Here is a 22,319-nt window from a genome sequence, read left to right as displayed (position 1 = left end):
GTTTGTGAGGCGCAACCCATTTTCTTGTTCAATCGGCTTCCCCCCGAGCCCGAACCCAGGAGGATGCCGTGGCGGAGACCGCCTATATCCCGGAGCGGGATGATGCGAGGGCCTTCATCGAGGACCTTGCCCGGGCGCTGGAGCAGCGGGGTTGGGAGATCGTCCGGCGGCAGGACGAGGACGACGTGGTGTTGATCGCCAGCCGCCTCTCTTGTGCACATCCGATCCACCTACACGATGTCCACTACCTGCCTAGGATCAATCGGGTGATGATCATTGTGGTCCTCGGCGGGAAGGGATCCCAGAACCTCGCCCCAGAGAGCCTCCAGGCCCTCAACCGCCTCAACCACGAATACAACCTGGCCCAACTGGCCGTGGACCCCGACGGGGACCTGTGGGTGAAGACGGTCTATCCCTTCGGCGACGCCCTGGATGTGGATCACTTCTCCCGCTATCTGGAGTGGTTGGACGTCGCCGTGACCTTCTTCGCCCGCGAGCACCTGCAGCGTTTCGTGGACTAGGCGCCTTCCCCCGGTCCCCGAGGTGGGATCCTCCGCGGGCGCCACCGGGAGGCGCACAGCCTCCCCGCCCGTCCGGAGCCGCAGCCGCCGGCCGTCCTCCCAGCGATACACCCCCACCCATACGGCCAGGTCGGCCGCCGGGATCTCCTCCGGCAGCACCAGGACACGGGACTCCCGCAGGCGATCGCCGGGCCGCCAGAGATGGGTGTTGTACCACCCGCCGGCCGGGCCACCGTCGTGCTGGGCGATGGGCGGGGCGGCCGGGGGCCAGCGCTCCCCCTCCGGGCGGCGATATACATGGACGAACACGCTGTAATCCCGCGACGGCGGGGCCGCCGCCTCCCAGTCCAGGGTGACCGTGATCCGGCGCCCCGCGACGCGCGCGATCCCCCCCCGCAGAAGGATGCCGTCCTCGAAGGCTGCCTCCAGGTTGGTGCGAAGATCCCCAGGGGGATCTGCCACCATCAGGAAATAGCGTGGACGCCCCTCGCCGGGCCAGGGCGGCGGGACCTCTAGGGAGAGCACAGCATCGCGGGGGAGCCAGCGGCGCCATCGCTCCGGGGCCTCATGCTGCCAGCCGACGACCAGAGCCGGCGGCGGCGGAGGGGCCGGCGGCTCCTCCTCCACCCGGTGGACCTGGACGCGAGTCCGGTCGGACAGGAGGAACACCATCTCCGCCCGCCCTGCCCATAAGCGCTCCGAGAGGATCACCGTGCCGGAGGGATGGGTCTCCAGAAAGCGCCGGACCTCCCGGGCCACCTCCCAGGAATCGAGGGAGAAGGCCCCCCACACCTCCGCCCGGCCCCACCACGCTGGGTCGAAGTAAGCCACGCTGTGCCAGGGGAAACTGAGGCCCAACCCGGCGGCCAGAAGAAGGGACACCCCCCAGGGCCGCCGGAGCCGCCGGGCGAAGCCCTCCGCCGCCGTCCAGAGGCCGAGGGCCGCCCAGAAGACGGCCACCGGCAACGCCCCGCTGGCCCGCAGATAATGGGGCGCCTCCGTGGAGAGGAACGTGGGAAGAAGCATAGCGCCGAGCCAAAAGACGGTGAAGGGGGCCTCGCGGGCCGCCCGCCAGCCCCCCACCCCAAAGGCCAGGGCCAGCAGGGGATCGAAGACCGGCCGGCGGCCGGTGTTGTGACGCGGCTGCTCGTCGCCCCGCACGAAGAACATCCCCAAGACCTTCACGGCCTGCTCCCCAGCCACGGCCAGGAAGGGACGTTGGCCGGTGAAGGCCGCCGTCTGTGCCCCGCGCAGGGCGAAATGGTCCGGGTGGCGTGCGAAGAAAAGCCCCAGGGGGAGGAGCGTGAGGAAGGCGCACCCCAGAAAAGCGGCCACGGCCGGCCGGGGGAACTGCCCCGGTTGCCGCCGCCATCTCACCGCCCCGGCCACCGCCAGGGGGATCACCGTCATGCGGGCAGCGAGATAGGTGTAGAAACCGCCTCCCCACACCAGGCCGGCGATCCCCCAATCCCGCGGACGCCCGCTGCGGACCGCCCGGGCGAGGGCGTGGAGGAGCAGGGCGGTGGCCAGGGGGAACAGGCCCGCCCGGAACCCCACCCGGCTGAGGTGGAGCGGCCAGAGCAGGAAGGCCATCAGGGCCCCTGCCAGCGCCCCAACGGCCCATCGCCGGCTGAGGGTCCAGGCCATCCGCATGGTGGCGGCCACCGCCAGGAGGCCGACCATGCTGGCCGTGAGGCGCAGGGCGTATGGGGTGGGGCCCAGCACGGCGATGGCGCCGGCCACCAGGTAGATGAACAAGGGCTCGCGGCCGTTGTTCTCGGGAAAGAACACGGCCAGGCGCCCGCCCAGCACCCCCAGGGCGTCGAGGCCGTAATAGGCCTCATCATACCACAGTCCATAGGGGAGATGAGGCAGGTCCGTCCAGCGGAGCAGGGCCGCCAGCAGGAGGACCCCGATCATCACCCCCCACCGCCCGCCCCCCCGTCCCTTCGCCATCCGCCGACCCTCCCGCCAACCGAGGAGGCCCCGGGGCGCGGCATCGCCCCGCCCCGAACCCCGGCCGCCGCCGCTCCCCGTCCGATCAGAACAGGGCGACTTCCCCGGCGATGATCTTGCGGCGCACCTGGTGGATGTTGGAGAGGTGCTCGTCGACGATGGCGCGGACCGCCTCCTGGAGCCCGGGGGTGAGACGGCCGGAGCGGACGCGGATGGCGGCGTTGGCGATAAGGGGCTGGTCCAGCGGCTTCCCGATCTGGGAGAGCAGGTAAACCGTGGCCTCCTGGACCTCCGGGAGGCGGGCGACGATGTCCCGGGCGATCTCCAGGGCGAGCACGTTGTAGACCTTGCCCACGTGGGAGATCGGGTTCTTCCCGGCCGCCGCCTCCAGGCTGGAGGAGCGGAAGGGGGTGATCAGCCCGGTGATGCGGTTCCCCCGGCCCACGGCCCCGTCATCCCCCATCTCGGCGCTGGTGCCGGTGAGGGTGAGGTAGAAATCCCCCCGCTTGGCGTGATCGGCCGTGTTCACGTCCACCCGCACCGTCCGCCCGGCCAGGGTCGGCAGGCCAGCCACGAACCGCTGGAGGGCCTCCTGGACGCCGCGCTTGGCCTCCTCGTATTCGGCGGCATCACGGACCCGGGTGGCGATGAAGGGGACGGCCACCGTGAGGATGACGTGGTTCCCCTGGCGCAGCCCCATCACTTTGACATCTTCGCCGATGGGGAACTGGCTGATCAGTTCGTAGTTCAGATACTGAGCCGCCTGGTAGACGGCCTCCTCCAGGCCGCTGCGGGGCCAGTGGGCGACGCCGAAACTGGTGTCGTTGGCGGTGACCTGATGGACGATGTCGATCAGCTCGCTGGCGCCGCGCCCGGCGAAGCAGTCGATGATCACGTGCTTGACCGGGTCGAGGTAGCGCATCGTCTCCCGCAGGTAGGCCCGGGCGGCCTCGATGGCGATGGTCTCCATGGGGATGGCCTGCCCGTTGTAGAAGGGCGTCCCCCGGCCGGCGATCTGGATGCGGATGGGCTTCAGCAGCTCCCCGCCGCCGAAGCGCACGGAGATCTCGCCGGCCACCAACTGGACCTTGTCGAAGTTGTGGTGGAGGGCGCCGCCGAGGTGCTCCTCGCACCACCGGGTGTATTCGCGGCTGATCCGCTCGGCGATGCCGTCGCACAGGCTGTCGGGATGTCCGATCCCCTTCCGCTCGACGATCTCCACCGGAAGGTCCTCGATGTAAGGGCCGCCGGCCTCGGAAACCACGATATTGCGCATCGCCATCCTCCCTTGAGATGTTCGGACAGGCCAGGGCTTCGCCCCAGCCTCCCACGCCTGCCCATAAAAACACCCCTCCGGGAGGAGGGGCGGGGCAAAACAAAAGCCTCTTCTGGGAAGAAGAGGCACGTCGCCGCTGCGGGCCACCTCATCTCCCAGACGAACCGTCTGCCGGACTTGGCACCAGCCCCGCGCGCTCCGCCCGGGGGGCGGCGTGCTCCCCGAGCGGCCCTGATGCGCGACGGGAGGTTGCCGAGGCTTCGTCGGGCCGGGTCCCTCCGCCTCTCTCGATGAGTGCCGCGCTCTATTCAATTGTCCGCTTTGTGCTTATCTTACCACAAGACGGGGGGCTGTCAACTGGGAACTCCAAGTCGGCCCGCCGGCGCTATCATGTTCCTCAGACGGCAGCGCCATGACGGCCCATCGGCCTCAGGCGTGGTGGGTGGTGGCCAACGCCGCCAGGTGAGGGCGTCGTCGGCTTTGCCCGCCTGGCCTCCGACGGCTACGCCGAGGAAGCGGGCGGCCCCGGCAACACCTTCGACCTGGCCCCCGCCCCCGCCGTGGGGCTCCACGAGCCCATCCCCCTCTTCTGGATCCGCCAGATCCCCCGGGCCCGGGAGCACTTCGAGTTCCTCCGCCTCCGCCACGGGACCGTCTTCCGGGTCTCGCCGGAAGGCCTCGAGGCCCTCCTCCGGCTGGCCCGCGCCCTCAACCCCGAGCAGGCAGAGGAACTGGAGGCCTTCCGGGCCAGGGAGCCGGACCCCCGACGGTGACGCCAGCCTCCCCCAGCCGGTCTATGGTCTATAATGAAAAGGACGAAGACGCCCACGGGAGCCGAACGGATGCTGGACTGGCGGCAGGTGAGACCATATGTGCAGGCCCTGGCCGCCTATGCCGGGGAGCAACCGGGCGAACATCCGCCCACCCTCGCCTACGCCCTGGACCTGCTCCACCGCCTCTCCGAGGCGATCCCAGAACTGCAGCGCCGGGCCCAGGAGGCCCAGCGCCAGGGATGGCGGGGCGCCATCCCCTGGGGAGAGCCCCTGGCCGCCCGCATCCCCCTGCCAGACGCGCTGCCCCACGCCCGGGTGATCGCCGCCGACGGCTCCCAGATCTACCCCGACCGCCACGGCCCGCTGCCCTACTTCGTCGTCAACATCGGCCTGATCGAGATGCGTCCCGGCTCCGGCGAGCCGCCCCGGACCTGGCACCACGTCCTGTTCTGGTATCGGGAGGAGGATCTGTTCACGGAAGAGGGCGAGATGCGCGCCCTCAACGACCTGGAGGCGGAGCGGGACATCCAGGAACTGGAGCAACTGGCGGCGGCGATGGCGGCCCGCGCCGACGACCCCTTCGGCCCCCCCGTGGGCCTGGCCGATGGCCTGCTCCTGCCCTGGGCCCTGGCCCGGGGGGAGCCCTTCGCGGCGCTCCCGGCGGAGCGCTACCGGGAGCTCTTCCGCCGGACGGTGGGGGCCTTGGAGGCCGCCCGAGGGACCGGCGGGTCCCTGGCGGGCTATGTCGACCGCCCCACCGGCCACGCGGTGCTGCGGCTGCTGGCCCTCGGGCGCCCGGAGGGCCCAGACGATTATCCCTTCGGCCGGCTCCGGGACCGGACGGTGTTCGCCCGCCTGCTGGCCCCCGGGGAGCGCTCGGCCCTCTTCGCCCAGACCTGGCCGATCAACGACAGCCTGGGCCAGGAGGGGCATCGCCTGCTGTTCTTCTACCTCAACGTGGGAACCCCCGGGCGCCCCCATGTGGCCCGGGTGGAGATCCCCGAGTGGGTGGCCCAGGACCCCGAGCGCCTGCGCCGGCTGCACCGGGCCCTCTGGGATCAGTGCCGCATCCTGGCGGAGGCGCCCTATCCGTATCTGCTCACCCGGGCCCACGAACTGGCCCGCATCCGCTCCGAGGAGCGCCAGCGGCTGGAGGAGATGATCCAGGAGGAACTGCTCCGCCGGGGGATCCGGCGGCTTGTCTCTGCCAAGGCGCAGCAGAAGCAGTGGCTCGGCTGACGGCATCGGGAGGCTTCTGATGGCGACCGTGGGGGATCGCCGACCGAACCGGGAGGAGTCGGCTTTCGTGGGCCGGGTGATCGAGGCCACCGCCCGCTTCTTCCGCGTGGGTTCCCGGCTGACCGCCGAGGACATCCCCGCCTTCGGCGCCTTCGTCCAGACCGCACGGGGGGAGACCACCATCATCGGGGTGATCTATGACCTCGTCCTGCACGGGGACGAACTCACCCGCATCGTCGCCCTCCAGGAGGCGCCCCCCGGGGAGGTCCAGCGGGACATGATCGACAACCGCAACATCCCGGTGGAGATCGGCGTCCTGACCCTGGGGTATCTGCGGGAACGGGGGACCTACTACGGCATCCCCCAACAGCCGCCGGCCCTGCTCGAGCCGGTCTACACCTGCCTCCCGGGGCAGATCCGGCGCTTCACCGAGCGGCTGGATTTCATCCGCACCTTGGTGGAGGCCCGGGAGGCCTCCGACGACGTGCTGGCGGCGGCCCTCCGGGAGGCGGCGGCGGCCCACCCTGCCCCGGCCCGGCGGGACTTTCTCATCCGCTCCGGCCAGGAACTGACGCGGCTGCTGGCCGAGGAGCCCATCCGCCTCGCCCAGGTCCTGCGCCGCCTCCGGACGGCGATGGAGGACGTGGGCGCGATGTGACCCGGAGGTTCCCGCATGGACCAGGAACTGGAGGCGTTCTTGCCGCCGCGCCCTCGCCCCCCAGCCGAGGAGGCCCGCCGGTTGGGGCTGGTCGTCGGGGGCTCCCTCTCGGAGGGGCTGGCCGTCAAACTGGACCCTCGCATCGCCATCGAGGGGCTGGCCGTCGGCCGCTACGTGGTGGTCCGGGGCGGCCGTCGCTGCTTCTTCGGCATGATCACGGACATCCGGCTGGCCAGCGCCGACCCGGGCCTGGCCCGCATGCCCCCCGACCCCGACGATCCCTTCATCCGGGAGATGGTGGCCGGGATCGGGGTCTTCGGCGAGATCCACGTGCAGCCCATGCTGGTCCTGGAGGAGGGGAGCCCGGTCCCCCGCCCGGTCAAGAGCATCCCCGCCCATTTCGCCCCCGTCTACGAGGCCACCGAGGAGGAGGTGGACCGGGTCTTCCGGCCCCGGACGCGGGAGCGGGAGGATCGCTACTTCGTCATCGGGGAGCCCCTGGACATGCCCGGCGTGCGCATCCCGCTGAACCTTGACCGCTTCGTCGAGCGCTCCGGGGCGGTGTTCGGCAAAAGCGGCACCGGGAAGACCTTCCTCACCCGCATGCTGCTGGCCGGGGTGATCGCCCACAACACCGCGGTGGCCCTGGTGTTCGACATGCATAATGAATACGGATGGACGGCCCGAGGGGAGGAGGGGGCGGTCAAGGGGCTGAAGGAACTGCCGGGGTGCTTCGCCCGCGTGACCATCGCCACCCTCGACGAGGAATCCTCCCGCCGGCGCGGCAGCCGTTACGACCTGGCCGTCCGCATCGGCTACGACCAGATCGAGCCGGAGGACGTGGAGTTGTTGCGGGGCGTCATCGGCTTGAGCGAGACCCAGGTGGGCGCTCTGTATATGCTGCGGCGGCGCCTGGGCCGGGGCTGGCTGCGGACGCTGTTGGAGGCCGACGGACAACTGGAGAAGGGAGCGGAGGGAGACAAAGGCAGCGCGGATCCGCTGGCCGAACTGGTGGAGCGGGACCTGATCACCAGCAGCACCCTGGGGGCGCTGCAGCGGAAACTGGGCCTCCTCCATCGCTTCGGCTTCCTGGCCCCCCAGGTCCCCGGGGCTGAGGACGCGGTGGGGCAGATCCTCTCCTGCCTTTTGAACGGCCGGAGCGTGGTCCTGGAGTTCGGCCGCTACGGAAACGACATGGCCGCTTATGTGCTGGTGGCCAACTACCTGACCCGGCGCATCCATGAGGAATACGTGCGCCGCATGGAGCGGGCGCTGGGCGACCCCGCCCAAGAGCCCCCCCATCTGGTCATCGTCATCGAGGAGGCCCACAAGTTCCTGCAGCCCGGGATCGCCGAGCACACCGTCTTCGGGACCATCGCCCGGGAGCTGCGCAAATACAACGTCACCCTGCTCATCGTCGACCAGCGGCCCAGCCAGATCGACGGGGAGGTCCTCTCCCAGATCGGCACCCGGGTCCTGTGCCTACTGGACCACGAGGATGACGTGCGGGCGGCCCTGGCCGGGGTCCCGGGCGGGAGCCGGCTCCGAGAGGTCCTCGCCCGGCTGGAGACCAAGCAGCAGGCCCTGCTGCTGGGCCACGCCGTTCCCATGCCCGTGGTGGTGCGGACCCGGCCCTACGACGAGGGCTTCTACCGGGAGCTGGAGCGGGAGACCGGGCGCCAGGGGCTGGTCGAGCGTTATCGGAAGGCGATGGACGAGGACTGAGGGAACCGTCCGCTGCCCCCGGACGTCTTTCTGGTGCGAACCGACGTCCGGGAGGTTCTCAGATGCGGATAGACCGGTGGATGCTTTGGGGGATGGCGCTGCTGGCGGCGTGCGCGCCGATCGTGGGCGGGATGCGGGAGTCCCCCCTCACCGGCTTCTCCTCCCTGCCGGCGCCGGCCCGCTCGGCGGCGACCCCGACCCCGGGAGGCGTGACGATGCCCGCCACCGTGGAGGCGCTGGTAGCCCGCGCGAAGGCCGACCTGGCTGCCCGCCTGGGCCTGTCCGAGGCCGAGATCCGGGTGGTCGAAGCCCAGGCGGTGACCTGGCCCGACAGCAGCCTCGGGTGCCCCGAGCCCGGGCGGATGTATCTTCAGGTGCTCACCCCGGGCTACCGCATCGTCCTGGAGGCCGGGGGGCGGCGCTACACCTACCATGCGGGCCGCGAGGGCCCACCCTTCCTCTGCCCCCCCGAACGGGCGCGCCCGCCGGCGGCCCCAGAGCAGTGAGCCCGGCCTACTCCTTCGTCCCGCCCAGCGTCAGGCCGGTCAACAGCCAGCGGGAGGAATACAGGAAGAGCAGGGTGACAGGCAGCGCCACCAGAATAGAGGCGGCGGCGAACTTCCCCCACAACACCGTATATTGTTCCGTGAACGTCCACAGGCCCAGGGGCCAGGTATACATCTCCCGCTTGTGGAGGATGATGCGGGCGACGATGTATTCGCTCCATCCGCTCATGAAATTGAACAGGAAGGCGATGGCCAGGGCCGGGGTGGAGAGGGGGCGGATGATGTGCCAGAGGACCCCCAGCCGCGAGGCCCCATCGATCATCGCCGCCTCCTCCAGATCGCGTGGGATGGTGTCGTAGTAGCCTTTCAGGATCCAGATGCTGACGGGGACGGCGGTCACCGAGTAGGCGATGACCAAGCCCAGGTAGGAGTCGATCAGGCCCAGGCGGGAGATCATGATGAAGAGGGGAAGGAGCAGCATGGCGGCCGGGAACATCTGGGTGCTCAGCAGGAAGATCAGCCCGGCGTTGCGCCCGGGGAAGCGGAAGCGGGAGAAGGCGTAGGCCGCCGTGGCCGAAAGCAGGAGCCCCACTGTCGCCGTGGTCAGGGTGATGATGAGGCTATTCCAGATCCAGAGGCAGAACTCGGTGGGCCGCCCCGGCCGGCCGACCAGGAGCTCGATGTAGTTCGCCAGGGTGGCGTCCTCGGGGATGATGGCCAGGCTGGTGGTCAGCAATTTGTTGGCCGGCCGCAGGGAGATGGTGACCACCCGGAGGACGGGATAGACGGCGACGGCGCAGGCGGCCCACAGGGCCAGATGGATCAGCAGGCGCTTGGCCGCGCTGTCCCCCCGGGGCCGGAAGAACAGTGCGCGCAGCCGGGGCCGCGGCCACGCCCGGGGCAGGGCCGCTGGCACTTCCACCACAGAGGAAAGGATCGTCTTCCCCTTCATTCGTAGATCCCCCGCAAGCCTTTGGTGATCCGCAAATAGAGGATGGACCAGAGGAGGAGGATGAAGAAGATCACCAGGGCGAAGGCAGCGCCGAAACCATAGCGGTAAAACTGGAAGATGGCCTTATACAACGAGGAGACCAGGATGTCCGTCTTCTCCTGAGGACCCCCTTGCGTGACCAGGTAGATCACCTCAAAGCGGTTGAACGTCCACACGGTCCCCAGGATGGTCGCCGGCACCAGCACCGGCCGCAGAAGGGGCAAGGTGATGTGCCGGAACTGCTGCCACTTGCTGGCGCCGTCGATCTCGGCGGCTTCGTAATACTCCGGGGAGATGCTCTGTAGGCCCCCCAGGAGCACCACCATCATGAACGGGATGCCCAGCCACACGTTGGTCATCACCACCGAGACGAAAGCCCAGGTGGGGTCCTGGCGCCATGGGACCGGGCCAACGGCCTGGGAGAGCCCGGCGAAGAGATCATCGATCAGGGGGACGGAGGCGGTGCGGTCGGCGAGGTCGGCGAAGAGCTGCTGCATGTTGCGGAGGAGGATGTTGAAGAAGCCGTAGCGGAAGTCGAACTCGTTCCGCCATGCCATCGCCGTGATCGTGGAGGGGACGGCCCAGGGCAGGATCAGGATGGTGCGGTAGAGCCCCCGCAGCCGCATCGGCCGGTTCAGGAGCAGGGCCAGGATCAGCCCCCCGGTCACGTGGAGGGTGACGTTGATGACCGTCCAGAGAACCGTGCGGCCGAAGACCTCGAAAAAGGTCGCGTCCTTGGCCACCGGTCCGGTGAAGACCTTGATGAAGTTCTCGATGCCGTAGCGCAGCCCGAACTCGGGGTTCTGGGCGGTATACATGGCCATGTTCGAAAAGGCCAGGCGGGCCTCGTAGAGGAAGGGGATCACGATCAGGAAACTGATCCCCAGGAGAGCCGGAAGGATCAGCAGATAGGCCAAGCCCAGGCGGGAAGGCCGGGGCTCCCCCCCGACGTAGATGGCCCCTCCGAGGAGCAGCAGGGCCAGGGCAGGCAGGAGCCATCCCCATGGCATCCCCACCCGGGCCGACCAGGCCGCCCACAACCGCTCCGGCGCGCTCAGCCACGATGTCAGCCCCCATGCCGCCGCCAGATCGGCGATGAGGCCGACACGATCCAGGAAGCGCAGGAAAAGCAGCAGCAACAGCCCGGCCAGGCCGACTTGGACCGCACGGGTGAAGAGGGCGGCCGGCCGCGAGCGGGGCCTCCGGAACACGAGCAAATACACGTGGAGCTCCAGGAGGGCCAGGCCAGCGAGGACGGCCAACAGAAAGCCCAGGACCTGAGCCAGCGAGCGCGCCATGATCTCCGGCGTCAGCGCCCCCATCCCTTCCCCCCTTATACCATTGCCCCCGCTATTCTAGCGGAGGCGACCCGCAGCCTCGATCCCACCGGAAAGGGAGGGGGCCTGCCCGGCAGGCCCCCTCCCCCGCTCGACGCTTACTTCTTCTTCCCGAGCTCCGCCACGCACTGATCAGCCGCCTGCTGCATGGCCTTCGCCGCGTCCGCCGGCTTGAGCTGGCCGGCCATCACCCCCTCCAGATTGGGCCGCATGGCGTCCCAGGCGCAACGCATCTCCGGGGCGGCGGGCATCGGCCTGCCCAGCAGCAGCTGCTCGAAGGACCCCTTCAGGACTGGATCGCCTTGGATCGCGGGATCGTCCTTGAGGGCCTTCAGGGAGGGCAGGCGCTTGAACTTCTGGATCCACTTCTTCTGAACGTCCGCCGAGGTCATGTAGGCGACGAAGGCCTTCACCGCCTCGAGCTTGGCGGGATTCTGGAGGACGGCCTTGGAGACCATCCAGTATTTGCCGCCGGTCATGGGCGTGGGATATTTGCCGGTGGCGGTCACCTTGGGGATGGGGGCCACGCCCAGTTTGTTCCCCAGGGCCTGCACATAGCCGCCCAGCGACCAGTCCCCGTTGATGATCATGGCTGCCTTGCCCTCCTTGAAGAGGGTGTCGGCGCAGTTGTAATCGCACTCCTGCGGCACCACCTTGTGCTTGAACTTGAGGTCCTGGACGAACTGGAGGGCCGCCACCGTCCCCTCGTTGTTGAAGGTCGGCTTGTCGTTCTCATCCAGCGGCCAGGTCCCGAAGGCGCCCAGCCACGGAGCCAGCCAGAAGGGCTCGTTCAAGTTGTAGGCGAAGCCCTGGACCTCGCCCTTGGTCAGTTCCTTGGCCATCTTGATCAACTCATCCGTGTCCTTGGGCGGCTCCTTGACCAGGTCCTTATTGTAAAGCAACATCAAGTGGTTACCGTAGTTGTCGGGCACCCCCCAGATCTCCCCCTTCACCCGGGTGGCATTCAAGGCCTCCGGGATAAACTGGTCCAGGAAGGCTTTGTCGAAGACCTCCGTGGCCTTGGCGATGATGCCCAGGGCGCTGAAGGGGCCGGCGAAGTCGTTGGGCACCCGGACCAGCTCAGGGGCCGACCCAGCCAGGCTGGCGGCCTGGAACTGATCGCGCAGTTCCTCGTTGCCGTAATGGACCCGCTCGACGGTGATGTTGGGGTGGGCCTTCATGAAGTCGGCGACCAGCTCGTCCAGGAAGGCATCGACCTCCTCGTTCTCCTGCTCCCAGTAGGTGATCTTCACCTTGGGCGCCGGGGTCGGCGAAGGAGCAGGGACCTTCGTGGCTTCGGGTGGGCGTCGGCCCTTGGGTGGGGGTGGGCGTGGCCGCCGGCGCACACGCCCCCAGCAGCAGGCCCAGCAAGGCGAGAACCGCCATCCCGACGTAGAAACGTCGCAGAACCATCTCTCACCTCCTGTGGATCTTATTGGGATCGCCCCCAGGGTTTCCCGAAGGGACCCTGGCGGGTTCGCCGGATCCGGATCAAGGCTGCCAGGTGTCTTGGAACACCGCGGATCCCGAGCACGGGAGGGTGCGGACGTGATTCGACCCCCCTTCCCAGATCACCGAGCCATCCGGGTTCTTGACAATGTACTTGTATTGGATCCCCCGGCACTTGCTATAATCCGTGAAATAAACATCGCCAGACCAGGTGCTGGTGTTCACCCATTGGAGGGGACGGGCCTTGGCGGGATCCCAGAATCCCAACTCCGGGGTGTCGCCCACCACAAAGATGTTCTGCCCGTAGGCGGTGACGAAGCCCTGGACGGTGAAGGTGACCTTCACGTCGTTCGCGGTACCGGCCACCAGGATGGTCCCGCCGGTGGCGGGGGCCGGCACGGCGACCTGTCCGCTGCGGGTCCAGTATTGGCCGCCGTTCCAAAGGTCGGTCACCCGCGTGCCGTCGGCCAGATACCCTGCGGTGGGGAACGTCAAGGTGCGGGCGGCGTCGCTGTTGTTCAGCCCGATGAGCAGCCTGTTGCTGGCGTCCCAGCGGCGGTAACCATAAAGACCCTGCGAATCATCCAGGAGCACCCCGTGGGCGATGCTCCCCGTCCGCAAAGCGGCGTAAAGGGATCGAATGCGGATCAGGCGTCGGACGTCCGCCCGCAACGCCATGTCCTCCTGTCCCCAGGGATAGGTCCGCCGGTTATCCGGATCGTTGGCCCCCGTGAGGCCGACCTCGTCCCCGTAGTAGATCGTCGGCGCTCCGGGGTAGGTCATCAGGAACAAGAACGCCAGCCGCAGCCGGGCCTTGCTCCCCCCGGCATCGTATAAGAAGCGGGCGGTGTCGTGGGAGTCCAGGAGGTTCATCAACGCATACCACGCCTGAGGCGGATAATCCTCCTGGATGGCGAGCAACCGGTTGTGAAAAGCGCTGGCGGGGATGCTCCGTTTGGCGATGAAGTCGGTCAGGGCGAACTTCAACCGATAGTTCATGACGCTGTCCATCTCACGCCCGGTCAGGAACTCGCTGGCATCCCCCCACACCTCGCCGATGATCGGGGCATCCGCCCGGGTGGCCTTGACCGCCTGGCGGAAGGCCTGCCAGAAGCCGTGGCTGATCTCATCGGCCACGTCCAAACGCCATCCGTCCGCCCCTTGGTTCAGCCAGTAACGGGCGACCGCATCGGGGGCACCATAGACGTAATCCCGGACCGCCTGGATCTCCGTCCACTCCGGCAACGTGGCGAACCCCCACCAGCTGGCGTAATCCGGGGAGCCGAGGATGCCCTGCAGGGGACTATCCCAGTTCACCTGGGGCTCCCCGGGGTCCCAGCGGTGGTTGCGGTTGATGTCGTCGAACCAGCGGATCGGGTAGCGATACACCGTATACCAAGACCAGTAGGGCGAAGCAGAGCCACGGGCGACCACATCCTGGAAGAAGGGATGCGCCACGCTGGTGTGATTGAAGACACCATCCAGGATCAGCCGCATCCCGCGGTTGTGGGCCGCCGACGACAGGTTCTGGAACACAGTCAACGAGCCCAGATGAGGGTCGACCTGCTTGTGGTCCACCGTGTCATATTTATGATTGGAAGGCGCGCGGAAGATGGGGTTGAGATAAATCGCCGTCACCCCCAGGTCCTGCAGGACATCGATCTTGGCCAACACCCCCTCCAGATCGCCCCCATAAAAATCGCGGCCGCGGGGCGGGTTCTCGGGCAAATCGAACCAGTTCGTGTGGAAAAGAACCGAATCCCCATAGACCTTCTCGCTGGTTGTCGGATCGTTGGTCGGGTTGCCGTTGTAGAAACGGTCCGGAAAGATCTGATAAATGACCGCGTTCTTCAACCAATCGGGGGTCACGAAGTTGGGATCGTAGATGGTGATGTTGTAGTCGTTGGCTTGGGCGTCCCGTTCGCTGGCGTAAGGCATCCCCCATCCGCCGTCCCGGGCCCCATCGTCCGCGTAGTAGGCCACGGCCGTGCCATCGTAGATACGGAAGTGATACCAGAGCACCGTTGGGTAGCTGCGGGCCGGGATATCCACTCCCCAGTAATCATAGGTGGCGTCGTTGGTCTCCCAGGCCATGGGATAGAGGGCCTCTTGGCCGGCCGCGCTGTCCCACACCCGCACGACCGCCCCGGTGATGTCGTAGCGGTAAACCCGCAAGCGCAAATGGATGCGCTGGCCCGTCGGGACAGCCATCGTCGGGTTCCGGTAGAAGCTGTCGCGGCTGTTGTGGCCCAGACCGTACCATTCGACGTTGTTGTCGTTGCTGGCCGCCCAGGCCGGCCGCACCGACAGAGCGGCCCCTACCGCCAGGACCAGGAAAATCCCCCACCTCACCCGCTGGCGCATGGCTCCCTCCTTATCTCAACAATGTGTGGCGATCCTTCGACGGCCGATCGCTCCCATCCTCAACGGATCGGCGCCGGGCCGGTGGAGCGGCGCACCACCAGACGGCCCGGGATGAGCACATGGCAAGCAGGCGCCTCCGGATCCTGCAGCCGGCGGGCCAACGCCTCCACGGCGGCTTCCGCGATGCCCTCAACGTGGAGGTTGATGGTCGTCAGGGGAGGGTCGGCAAGGGCGGCCAGCGGGGAATCCGAACACCCGATCACCGAGACCTCCTCCGGCACCCGCAGGCCCCACCCCCTCAAAACCTGGAGGGCCGTGAGGGCCGGGATATCATGGGTGATAAGAGCCGTGATGGGCCGCCCCTTGGCCCACAGGGCCTCGAGGGCCCGGACGGTGCCCGCCTCCGTCCCGTCCGTCTCCGCTACCAGCTCCGCGTTCTCCTCCAGGCCGTAGGTCTGAAGCAGTTGCAGATACGCCTGAAGGCGGATGGCGGAGAAACCGAAGGCCAGCGGCTCCGCCAGGTAGGCGATGCAGCGGTGGCCCAGGGCCAGCAGGTGCTCCAGGGCCAGCCGCGCCGTCTGCTCGAAGTCTGTGTCCACCACATCGATGGCCTCCCGCTCGTCGGGACGGCCAATGGAGACAAAGGGGACCTGTCGCTCCCGCAGGAGGTCGATGCGCTCATCGCGACGACGGACCATCATCAGCAGCCAGCCATCGGCCATCCCCGAGGCCGCGAACTCCTCGAAGGACTCCATGTCCGGACTCACATGCAAGAGGAAGGTGTAGCCGTGACGGCTGACGGCCTGGGCGATGGCGCCGAAATACTGGAGGTTGAGGGGGTCGAAGGATTCGGGGGTCAACAGGGCAGAGAGGGCCACGGTGTTCGTCCGACGGGCGGCCAGGCTCTTGGCGGCGAAGTTCGGCCGGTATTTCAGCCGCTCCACCGCCTCCAGCACCCGGGCCACGGTTTCCGGCTTAAAGCGGCCCTTGTTGTTCAGGATGTGGGAAACCGTGGTGATGGAAACCCCGGCCTCCCGCGCGATGTCGTAAATCGTGGGCATGTCACCCACCCTCCTGGACCTGCCCCCAACGCCGGAGCCCCATGAATAAAGCGCTTTTGTAAAGCGCTTTCATTATAGGGGAAAGGGGACGATCTGTCAAGGGGTTTCGGATCCGGCTTCCAGCAGGCCGCCTTCCTGGACTGTCAGGGTCACCCGCCAGATCCCCGGTCCCACCGGCGCCGGGTCGAGGGGCTGGCCTTCCCAGCGCACCCACGGACGGGACCCGGGCAGGGCCAGCCAGACGGCCCCTTGGGCCCTCCGGCCGAGGGCGATCGTCCACCGACCCGCCCGCTCCGCCTCCACCGCCGTCGTCACCTCCAGGCCGGGGGGGATCCGAAGGGTAGATCCCCACCAGCGCACCCCAGGGCGGGCCGGCCGCAGCGCCCACAGCGCCGCCCCGTGGGGCGGCAGCCGGACCGTCCATGCGCCTTGCAGGATCCGCACTTCCCTCGACCAGAAGGCAAAGCCCTGAGCGGGATCCGGCACCCCCAGCGCGGCCAGGGACCACGTCCGCACCAGCGGCCGGTCTTCCCCGTTCAGAAACGCGATCCAGATCAGGGGCTCCCCGCCCAGGGTCCCCCGCAGCCGAACCACCTGGGGGAAGGGCCGCTCCAGCAGGTCCAGGATCTCCGGCCGCCGCCCGTGGGGCGGCAGACCCGCCGCCCACAGCCCCAGGCGATCCTCCGGCAGCCAGGCCACCGGGTCGCTGTCCAGGACCATGCCGCCGCTGATGGCCACCGCGGTGACCAGCAGGCGGACCTCCTCTTCGGTCAGCCGGGTGGACCGGTCCCGGAGGATCAGGCAATCGGGATCGTTCCACCACCAGCGGCGGTGCATCCAGGCCCGGGTCAGGGCGTTGCGGATCGCGTTGCGGGCCGCCGGGAGGCTCGGCTCCTGGCGGAACGGACGGCTCAGGCCGAACAGGCGCGGGGCCCAGTGGGGGGCCACGTCGGGCCCGATGCGCATGCCGTCGACCAGGCCGATGGCCGGGCCGAGGGGACAGCCGCAGCCCAACAGGAAGGCCTCCTCGCCCGCCGCCTCCCGGATCGCCTGAAGCCCTCGGCGCAGCGCCTGGGCCCGCGTGCTGCGGGGGTCGTAGCGGCGGCCGGGCAGCGCTGCCGCGTAGAGGAAATCCAGTTTGAGATAGGGGAAGCCCCAGCGGTGCACCACGGTGTGGATCACTTCCCGCAACCAGTCCGTCACGCCCGGGTGTGTGGGGTCCAGGGCCCGCAGCCATCGATACCAGTTGTAGCCGGCGGAGACCGGCCGCCCCCCCTCGTCCCGCAGCAACCACTCCGGATGGGCCCGTGCCACCGGGGCCTCCGGCCAGGCCAAGAAAGGGGCCAGCCACAGGCCGGGCGTGAACCCCGCGTTCCGGATCGCTTGCGCCAGCGGGGCCACCCCCTCCGGGAAGCGCGGGCTGGGACGCAGCCAGTCCCCGACGGCGGCCTGGAAGCCGTCGTCGATCTGGATCAGCGCGACGGGGAGCCGATCCCGCCGCCCGGCGAGGGCCGCCAGGTTCTCCAGGACATCCTCCGCCCGCACCCGGGTCTCGTAGAAATACCAGGAGCACCAGCCCGCGGGCGCCGGGAGCCGTCCCCGTGCCCCCATCGCCCGGGCCACCGCCGCGGCGTAGGCGCCGAAGGGATCCGGGTCAGAGGCCTCCCGCGCTTCCACCCAGATCCACTCCGAGGCGATCTCCTCGCCGGGCGCGATCGGGAGGCCGTCCAGTTCCGCCATCACCTCCAGCCGCGGCCGGTGGCGTCCGTCCAGGAGGATCTTCACAAACTGGTCCGCGGTGGTCAGCTGGCCGACGATCAGCGCCCGGGGGCCGAGGACCAGGGCGGCCACCAGGTCGCTGCGCCGCAGCCCCGGGGGCCCCGGCGGCGTCGCCACGTCGAAAACCATCGGCGCCCCGAAGGGCCCCAATCGGGTCCGGGGGTCCGCGGCGGCCGCTGCGGTGGCGCCCGCGAAGCTCCACGAGTGAAAGCCGTTCTGATAGAAGCGCCAGGAGGTCGGCGGGAACGGAGCCTCCAGCAGGCCTGTGAGCACCGCCATCCGCCGCAGCGCCAGCGGGGGGCCAGCCTCCCGACGCACGATCAGCCGGACGGCCGCCGCCCCGTCCGCGTAGACGCGCCACTGGCGGACCGCCGTCCAGCCTTCCACCCGGAAGTGCTGGCGGCGCTCCCGGAAGGGCCCGTGGCGGTCCTCCCCCTCGGCCTCCTCCTCCGTTCGAAGGACCCATGCCTCGGGGGGCCAGGCCCGCCCGTCCGCGCCCTCCAGGGCGATGCCGGCCGCCCAACGGATCCCGGAGGGATCGGCGAACACCATCGGCGGGCCCCTACGGGATCAGCAGGACCTTCCCCACCGTCTGGCGGGAGGCCAGCCGCCGATGGGCCTCCGCGGCCTGCTCCAGGGGGAAGGCCGAATCGATGAAGACCTTCAGCTGGCCAGTGGCGGTCAGATGCAGGACCTCCCCCGCCCGCCAGAGCAGCTCCTCCCGGGTGCGGAGGTAGTGCCACATTGCGGGCCGGGTCAGGAAGAGGGAGCCTTTCTGGTTGAGGACCTGGGGGTCGATCGGCGGCACCGGCCCGCTGGACTGGCCGAAGAGCACCATGACGCCCCGGGGCCGCAGGCAGTTCAGACTCTTCTCGAAGGTGTCCTTTCCCACCGAGTCGTAGACCACGTCGACGCCGTGCCCGTCCGTGAGCCGCCGGACTTCCTCCTCGAAGTCCTGCTCGGTGTAAACGATCACCGCGTCGGCCCCCAGGGCCCGCACGATCTCCGCCTTGGCCGGCGAGGAGACCGTCCCGATGACCCGCGCCCCGCAGCGCTTGGCCATCTGGACCAGGAGGGTGCCGACGCCGCCCGCCGCGGCGTGGATCAGGCAGGTGTCCCCTGGCCGCAGCGGATACGTGCTTTGGGTCAGGAACTGGGCGGTGATCCCCTGGAGGAGGACGGCCGCCGCCTGCTGGAAATCGATGCGCGGCGGGAGAGGGATCAGGCGATCGGCGGGGACCACGTTGTATTCCGCATAGGAGCCGGAGACGCCGGCGTAGGCCACCCGGTCCCCTTCCCGGAAGCCCATCACCCCTGGCCCCACAGCAGCCACCTCGCCGGCTCCCTCCTGGCCCGGAGGGAAGGGCAGGTCGATCCGATACAGGCCGGTCCGGTGGTAGAGATCGATGAAGTTGACCCCGATGGCCCGAAGGCGGACCAGGACCTGGCCGGGGCCGGGGGAAGGGGTGGGAACTTCCTCGAGGCGCAGGACCTCTGGCCCTCCGAACTGGTGGATGCGGATGGCGCGCATGGTTGCAGGCCTCCCGACGAGGATCCATGCCGGCGGCTTCATTATAGCCCGCCTCTCCTCCATCGCGTGCTGGCCGGAACGGCGCCTGCCCGCCATAATGCATCATGAACAGGGCGCGGCCCTCGGCCCGCCCGAGAACGCGCCAGGAGGTGTCCGGTGCAGGTCCGCGGCCTGATCTTCGACCTCGGCCATACGCTCATCGACCTCCCGGTCGACCCGCAGGGGCTGCGCCCGCAGATGCTCGCGGCGGCCCTGGAGGCCCTGCGTCGACACGGGCTCACCATCGACCCCGCCGCCTTCACCGGCGCCCTGGAGCGCTGGCTGGAACGACGCTCCGGTCAGGGGTCGGAGGAGTGGATCGAGCACCCCCTGACGGGGACCTTCGCCCTGGCTCTGGCGGAACTCGGCTTCGCGGGGCTCCCGGAGGCGATGATCCGGGAGGCGGTGCGGGCTTTCCTGGCCCCTCAGGAGGCCTGCTGGCGGACCTTCCCCGATACCCACGAGACGCTGGAGGCGCTGCAGGCCCGAGGATATCGCCTCGCCCTGTTGACCAACTCGGGGGACGCCGACCACTCCTGGCGGCTGATCGAGCGCTTCGGGCTGCGGCGCTATTTTGACCCCATCGTGATCTCGGCCGCCGTGGGGCTGCGCAAACCCCACCCGCGGCTCTTCCTGGACATCTCCCGGCGCTGGGACCTTCCCCCGGCGGCCATCGCTGTCGTCGGCGACCTGCCGGAGGCGGACCTCCGGGGCGCGCGGCTGGCCGGGATGCGGGCGATCTGGGCCGTCATGGCCCACGGCCCGCGCCCGCTGCCCGACGGGCTGCAGCCGGACGCGGTCATCCACGCCTTGCGCGAGCTTCTCCACGTCCTCGGCTCCACCCGCCCCTAGCCGCGCGGAGCCCACGGGGATCGCCACCACCTTGCGCTGGGGGGACGGCGGATGGTGCGCCACCTGCGGATCTTCCTAGAAGCCATCAAGTTCGAACACACCGTCTTTGCGCTGCCCTTCGCGTATATCGGCATGCTGCTGGCGGCCGGTGGGCGGCCGCGCTGGGATCAGGTCTTCTGGATCACCGTCGCCATGGTCGCGGCGCGCACCCTGGCGATGAGCATGAACCGCCTGGCCGACCGCGACTACGACGCCCGCAACCCGCGCACGGCCAACCGCCCCCTACCCCGAGGCCTCCTCCGCCCGGAGGCCTTGAAGGGGGCCGTGGGGATCTCAACCCTGATCCTGGTGCTGGCGGCTTGGGCGCTCCACCCGCTGTGCGCGGCGTTGCTTCCCGTGGCCCTGGTCTTTTTGATCGGCTATCACTACACCAAGCGCTTCACCTGGCTCAGCCACTGGATCCTGGGTTTCACCGACGGGCTGGCTCCCCTGGGCGCGTGGATCGCCCTGCGGGGGTCCTTCGGGACGCGGGAAGACCTGCCCGCCTGGCTCCTGGTGGCGGCGGTCACCCTCTGGATCGCCGGCTTCGACCTGATCTACGCCTGCCAGGACGTGGACTTCGACCGCCGGGAGGGACTCTATAGCGTCCCCGCCTGCTTCGGCGTCGCGGCCGCCCTCCGCCTGGCCCGCCTGAGCCACCTCGGCATGGTCATCCTCCTGGGGGTCCTGGGGGCGGCCCTGCGGCTGGGCTGGCCCTACTGGCTCGGCCTCGGCGCGGTGGCGGCCCTGCTGGTCTACGAGCACCGCCTGGTCTCTCCCGACGACCTCTCCCGGGTGGACATCGCCTTCTTCAACGTGAACGCCTACATCAGCGTCTTGTTGCTTGCGGCCACGTGGGGCGGGCTCCTCGCCGGAGGAGGGGGGATGGCGGGCGTCCGTTGACGACGGGGGCGGCCTGGGCTAAAATAAGCCCCGCGCCTGCGGGCGCATCCTGGGGCGAGCGAGGGGATCGGAAAATGGCGCGGTGCGAGATCTGCGGGAAGGGAACGGCCTTCGGCAACACGGTGAGCCATTCCAACCACGCCGAACGCCGGCGGTTCCTGGCCAACGTGCAGAAGCGGCGGGTTACCATCAACGGGGTGACCCGCCGGATCGCCATCTGCACCCGCTGTCTGAAGACCCTGCACAAAGCACGGGCCTGACAGCGGTCGTCCCCGATCGCTGTGGAAACCGATGGTGTGGAGATGCGCCCCCGGCGGGGATCCACATCATCGGTTTTTCTTTTCTGGCGTCGGGGGCGAGGCGGGGTGGCCGGCGGGACATCTCCGGGAGGCAGGAGGGGGACGATGCGGATCGAGGTGCACGTCGGGGCCATCCAGGAGACGGCCGCGGATGCCATCGTGGTCAATTTGTTCGAAGGGGTGGAAGCCCCAGGGGGCGCGACCGGGGCCGTGGATCGGGCCCTGGGCGGGGCGATCTCCCGGGTGCTGGCGATGAAGGACTTCCGGGGGCGGCTGGGGGAGACCCTCGTCCTGTACACGGACGGGCGGATCCCCGCTCCGCGGGTGCTCTTGGTCGGGTTGGGGCCGGAGGCGCGCTTTGGGCCTGAGGCCGTCCGCCACGCGGCGGCGGCGGCCGCCCAGCAGGCCCGCTCCCTGGGGGTGCGGACGCTGGCGACGGTCGTCCACGGCGCTGGGCGGGGCGGGCTTTCCCCAGAGGCGGCGGCCCATGCGACGGTGGAGGGGACGCTCCTGGGCCTGTACACCTTCCATCGCAGGACGGCCGACGGGGCGGGGGGTGGCCCGGAGGCCCTCCTTCTGGTGGAGTTCGATGCGTCCCGACAGGCCGCCATTGAACAAGGGGCGTGGCGGGCGGAGATCCTGGCGCGCTACGTCTGCCGGGTGCGGGACTGGGTCAACGAGCCGGGCTCGAGCATGACCCCGCGCCGGCTGGCGGAGGAGGTGGCCGGGCTGGCGGGGGAGGTCGGCCTGCACGTCCAGGTCCTGGATGAGGCGCAGATCGCCGCGCTGGGGATGGGGGCGCTGCTGGCGGTCGCCCGGGGAAGCGAGGAGCCCCCCCGGTTCATCGTTCTGGAATATGCCCCCGAGGGCCGGCTGGAGCGCCCGGTGGTCCTGGTCGGGAAGGGGATCACCTTTGACAGCGGCGGGCTGAACCTGAAGAGTGAGGAAGGCATGCTGACGATGAAAGGAGACATGGCCGGCGCCGGGGCGGTGCTGGGGGCGACCCTGGCGGCGGCCGCCC

18 protein-coding genes and 1 riboswitch are annotated in these 22,319 nt (G+C 69.3%); of the genes, 9 read left to right on the top strand and 9 right to left on the bottom strand.

Annotated elements, in window-relative coordinates; genetic code table 11:
- Positions 1–230: 230 nt before the first annotated feature.
- Positions 231–2,477, bottom strand: coding sequence for a glycosyltransferase family 39 protein (locus tag C4313_RS02225; protein ID WP_352428248.1), 2,247 nt, complete (start codon positions 2,475–2,477; stop codon positions 231–233).
- A gap of 85 nt (positions 2,478–2,562) precedes the next feature.
- A complete protein-coding gene (locus tag C4313_RS02220) occupies positions 2,563–3,753 on the bottom strand; it encodes a methionine adenosyltransferase (protein ID WP_352428247.1) in 1,191 nt (396 codons plus the stop codon).
- 145 nt (positions 3,754–3,898) lie between these two features.
- Positions 3,899–4,050, bottom strand: a riboswitch (SAM riboswitch).
- A 263-nt stretch (positions 4,051–4,313) separates the two neighbouring features.
- Between C4313_RS02220 and C4313_RS02215 the strand changes: the two genes are divergently transcribed.
- From C4313_RS02215 to C4313_RS02195, 5 genes are all read left to right on the top strand, one after another.
- The gene (locus C4313_RS02215) at positions 4,314–4,526 is read left to right on the top strand and encodes a hypothetical protein (RefSeq protein WP_352428246.1); all 213 of its coding nucleotides are present in this window, start codon (positions 4,314–4,316) and stop codon (positions 4,524–4,526) included.
- 69 nt (positions 4,527–4,595) lie between these two features.
- The gene (locus tag C4313_RS02210; protein WP_352428245.1) at positions 4,596–5,765 is read left to right on the top strand and encodes a DNA double-strand break repair nuclease NurA; all 1,170 of its coding nucleotides are present in this window, start codon (positions 4,596–4,598) and stop codon (positions 5,763–5,765) included.
- A gap of 19 nt (positions 5,766–5,784) precedes the next feature.
- Positions 5,785–6,423, top strand: coding sequence for a hypothetical protein (locus C4313_RS02205; RefSeq protein ID WP_352428244.1), 639 nt, complete (start codon positions 5,785–5,787; stop codon positions 6,421–6,423).
- A 15-nt stretch (positions 6,424–6,438) separates the two neighbouring features.
- The gene (locus tag C4313_RS02200; protein WP_352428243.1) at positions 6,439–8,148 is read left to right on the top strand and encodes a helicase HerA domain-containing protein; all 1,710 of its coding nucleotides are present in this window, start codon (positions 6,439–6,441) and stop codon (positions 8,146–8,148) included.
- Between the two features lie 62 nt (positions 8,149–8,210).
- Positions 8,211–8,654 carry a DUF8738 domain-containing protein gene (locus C4313_RS02195; protein WP_352428242.1) on the top strand — a complete coding sequence of 148 codons (444 nt, stop codon included), beginning with the start codon at positions 8,211–8,213 and terminating at the stop codon, positions 8,652–8,654.
- A gap of 7 nt (positions 8,655–8,661) precedes the next feature.
- Here the strand turns inward: C4313_RS02195 and C4313_RS02190 are convergent, their stop codons facing one another.
- From C4313_RS02190 to C4313_RS02160, 7 genes are all read right to left on the bottom strand, one after another.
- Positions 8,662–9,606: a sugar ABC transporter permease gene (locus C4313_RS02190; RefSeq protein ID WP_352428241.1), complete on the bottom strand. Its 945-nt coding sequence runs from the start codon at positions 9,604–9,606 to the stop codon at positions 8,662–8,664.
- The gene (locus C4313_RS02185; RefSeq protein ID WP_352428240.1) at positions 9,603–10,967 is read right to left on the bottom strand and encodes a carbohydrate ABC transporter permease; all 1,365 of its coding nucleotides are present in this window, start codon (positions 10,965–10,967) and stop codon (positions 9,603–9,605) included. The genes C4313_RS02190 and C4313_RS02185 overlap by 4 nt, the downstream gene beginning before the upstream one ends.
- A 113-nt stretch (positions 10,968–11,080) precedes the next feature.
- Positions 11,081–12,235: an extracellular solute-binding protein gene (locus C4313_RS02180; protein WP_352428239.1), complete on the bottom strand. Its 1,155-nt coding sequence runs from the start codon at positions 12,233–12,235 to the stop codon at positions 11,081–11,083.
- A 238-nt stretch (positions 12,236–12,473) separates the two neighbouring features.
- Complete coding sequence (locus C4313_RS02175) at positions 12,474–14,795, bottom strand: alpha amylase N-terminal ig-like domain-containing protein (RefSeq protein WP_352428238.1); 2,322 nt, start codon at positions 14,793–14,795, stop codon at positions 12,474–12,476.
- Between the two features lie 59 nt (positions 14,796–14,854).
- Positions 14,855–15,856: a LacI family DNA-binding transcriptional regulator gene (locus C4313_RS02170; RefSeq protein ID WP_352428237.1), complete on the bottom strand. Its 1,002-nt coding sequence runs from the start codon at positions 15,854–15,856 to the stop codon at positions 14,855–14,857.
- Between the two features lie 96 nt (positions 15,857–15,952).
- Entirely contained in the window at positions 15,953–18,187 is a 2,235-nt protein-coding gene (locus C4313_RS02165) for a glycoside hydrolase family 36 protein (RefSeq protein WP_352428236.1), read from the bottom strand.
- A 10-nt stretch (positions 18,188–18,197) separates the two neighbouring features.
- Positions 18,198–19,166, bottom strand: coding sequence for a quinone oxidoreductase family protein (locus C4313_RS02160; protein ID WP_352428235.1), 969 nt, complete (start codon positions 19,164–19,166; stop codon positions 18,198–18,200).
- Between the two features lie 156 nt (positions 19,167–19,322).
- Here C4313_RS02160 and C4313_RS02155 point away from each other — a divergent pair, with 156 nt between their 5' ends.
- The 4 genes from C4313_RS02155 to C4313_RS02140 all read left to right on the top strand — a co-directional run.
- Positions 19,323–20,057: an HAD family hydrolase gene (locus tag C4313_RS02155; protein WP_352428234.1), complete on the top strand. Its 735-nt coding sequence runs from the start codon at positions 19,323–19,325 to the stop codon at positions 20,055–20,057.
- A 51-nt stretch (positions 20,058–20,108) separates the two neighbouring features.
- Positions 20,109–20,999, top strand: coding sequence for a UbiA-like polyprenyltransferase (locus C4313_RS02150; protein WP_352428233.1), 891 nt, complete (start codon positions 20,109–20,111; stop codon positions 20,997–20,999).
- 74 nt (positions 21,000–21,073) lie between these two features.
- Positions 21,074–21,259, top strand: coding sequence for a 50S ribosomal protein L28 (rpmB, locus tag C4313_RS02145; RefSeq protein ID WP_352428232.1), 186 nt, complete (start codon positions 21,074–21,076; stop codon positions 21,257–21,259).
- Positions 21,260–21,403: 144 nt separating this feature from the next.
- Positions 21,404–22,319: leucyl aminopeptidase family protein (locus C4313_RS02140; protein WP_352428266.1), on the top strand; the 916-nt coding region annotated here is incomplete at its 3' end.

Source organism: Thermoflexus sp., from assembly GCF_040289485.1.
Lineage (GTDB): Bacteria > Chloroflexota > Anaerolineae > Thermoflexales > Thermoflexaceae > Thermoflexus.
The sequence above is the reverse complement of the archived record's forward strand: the minus strand, read 5'-3'. Positions and strand labels throughout refer to the sequence as shown.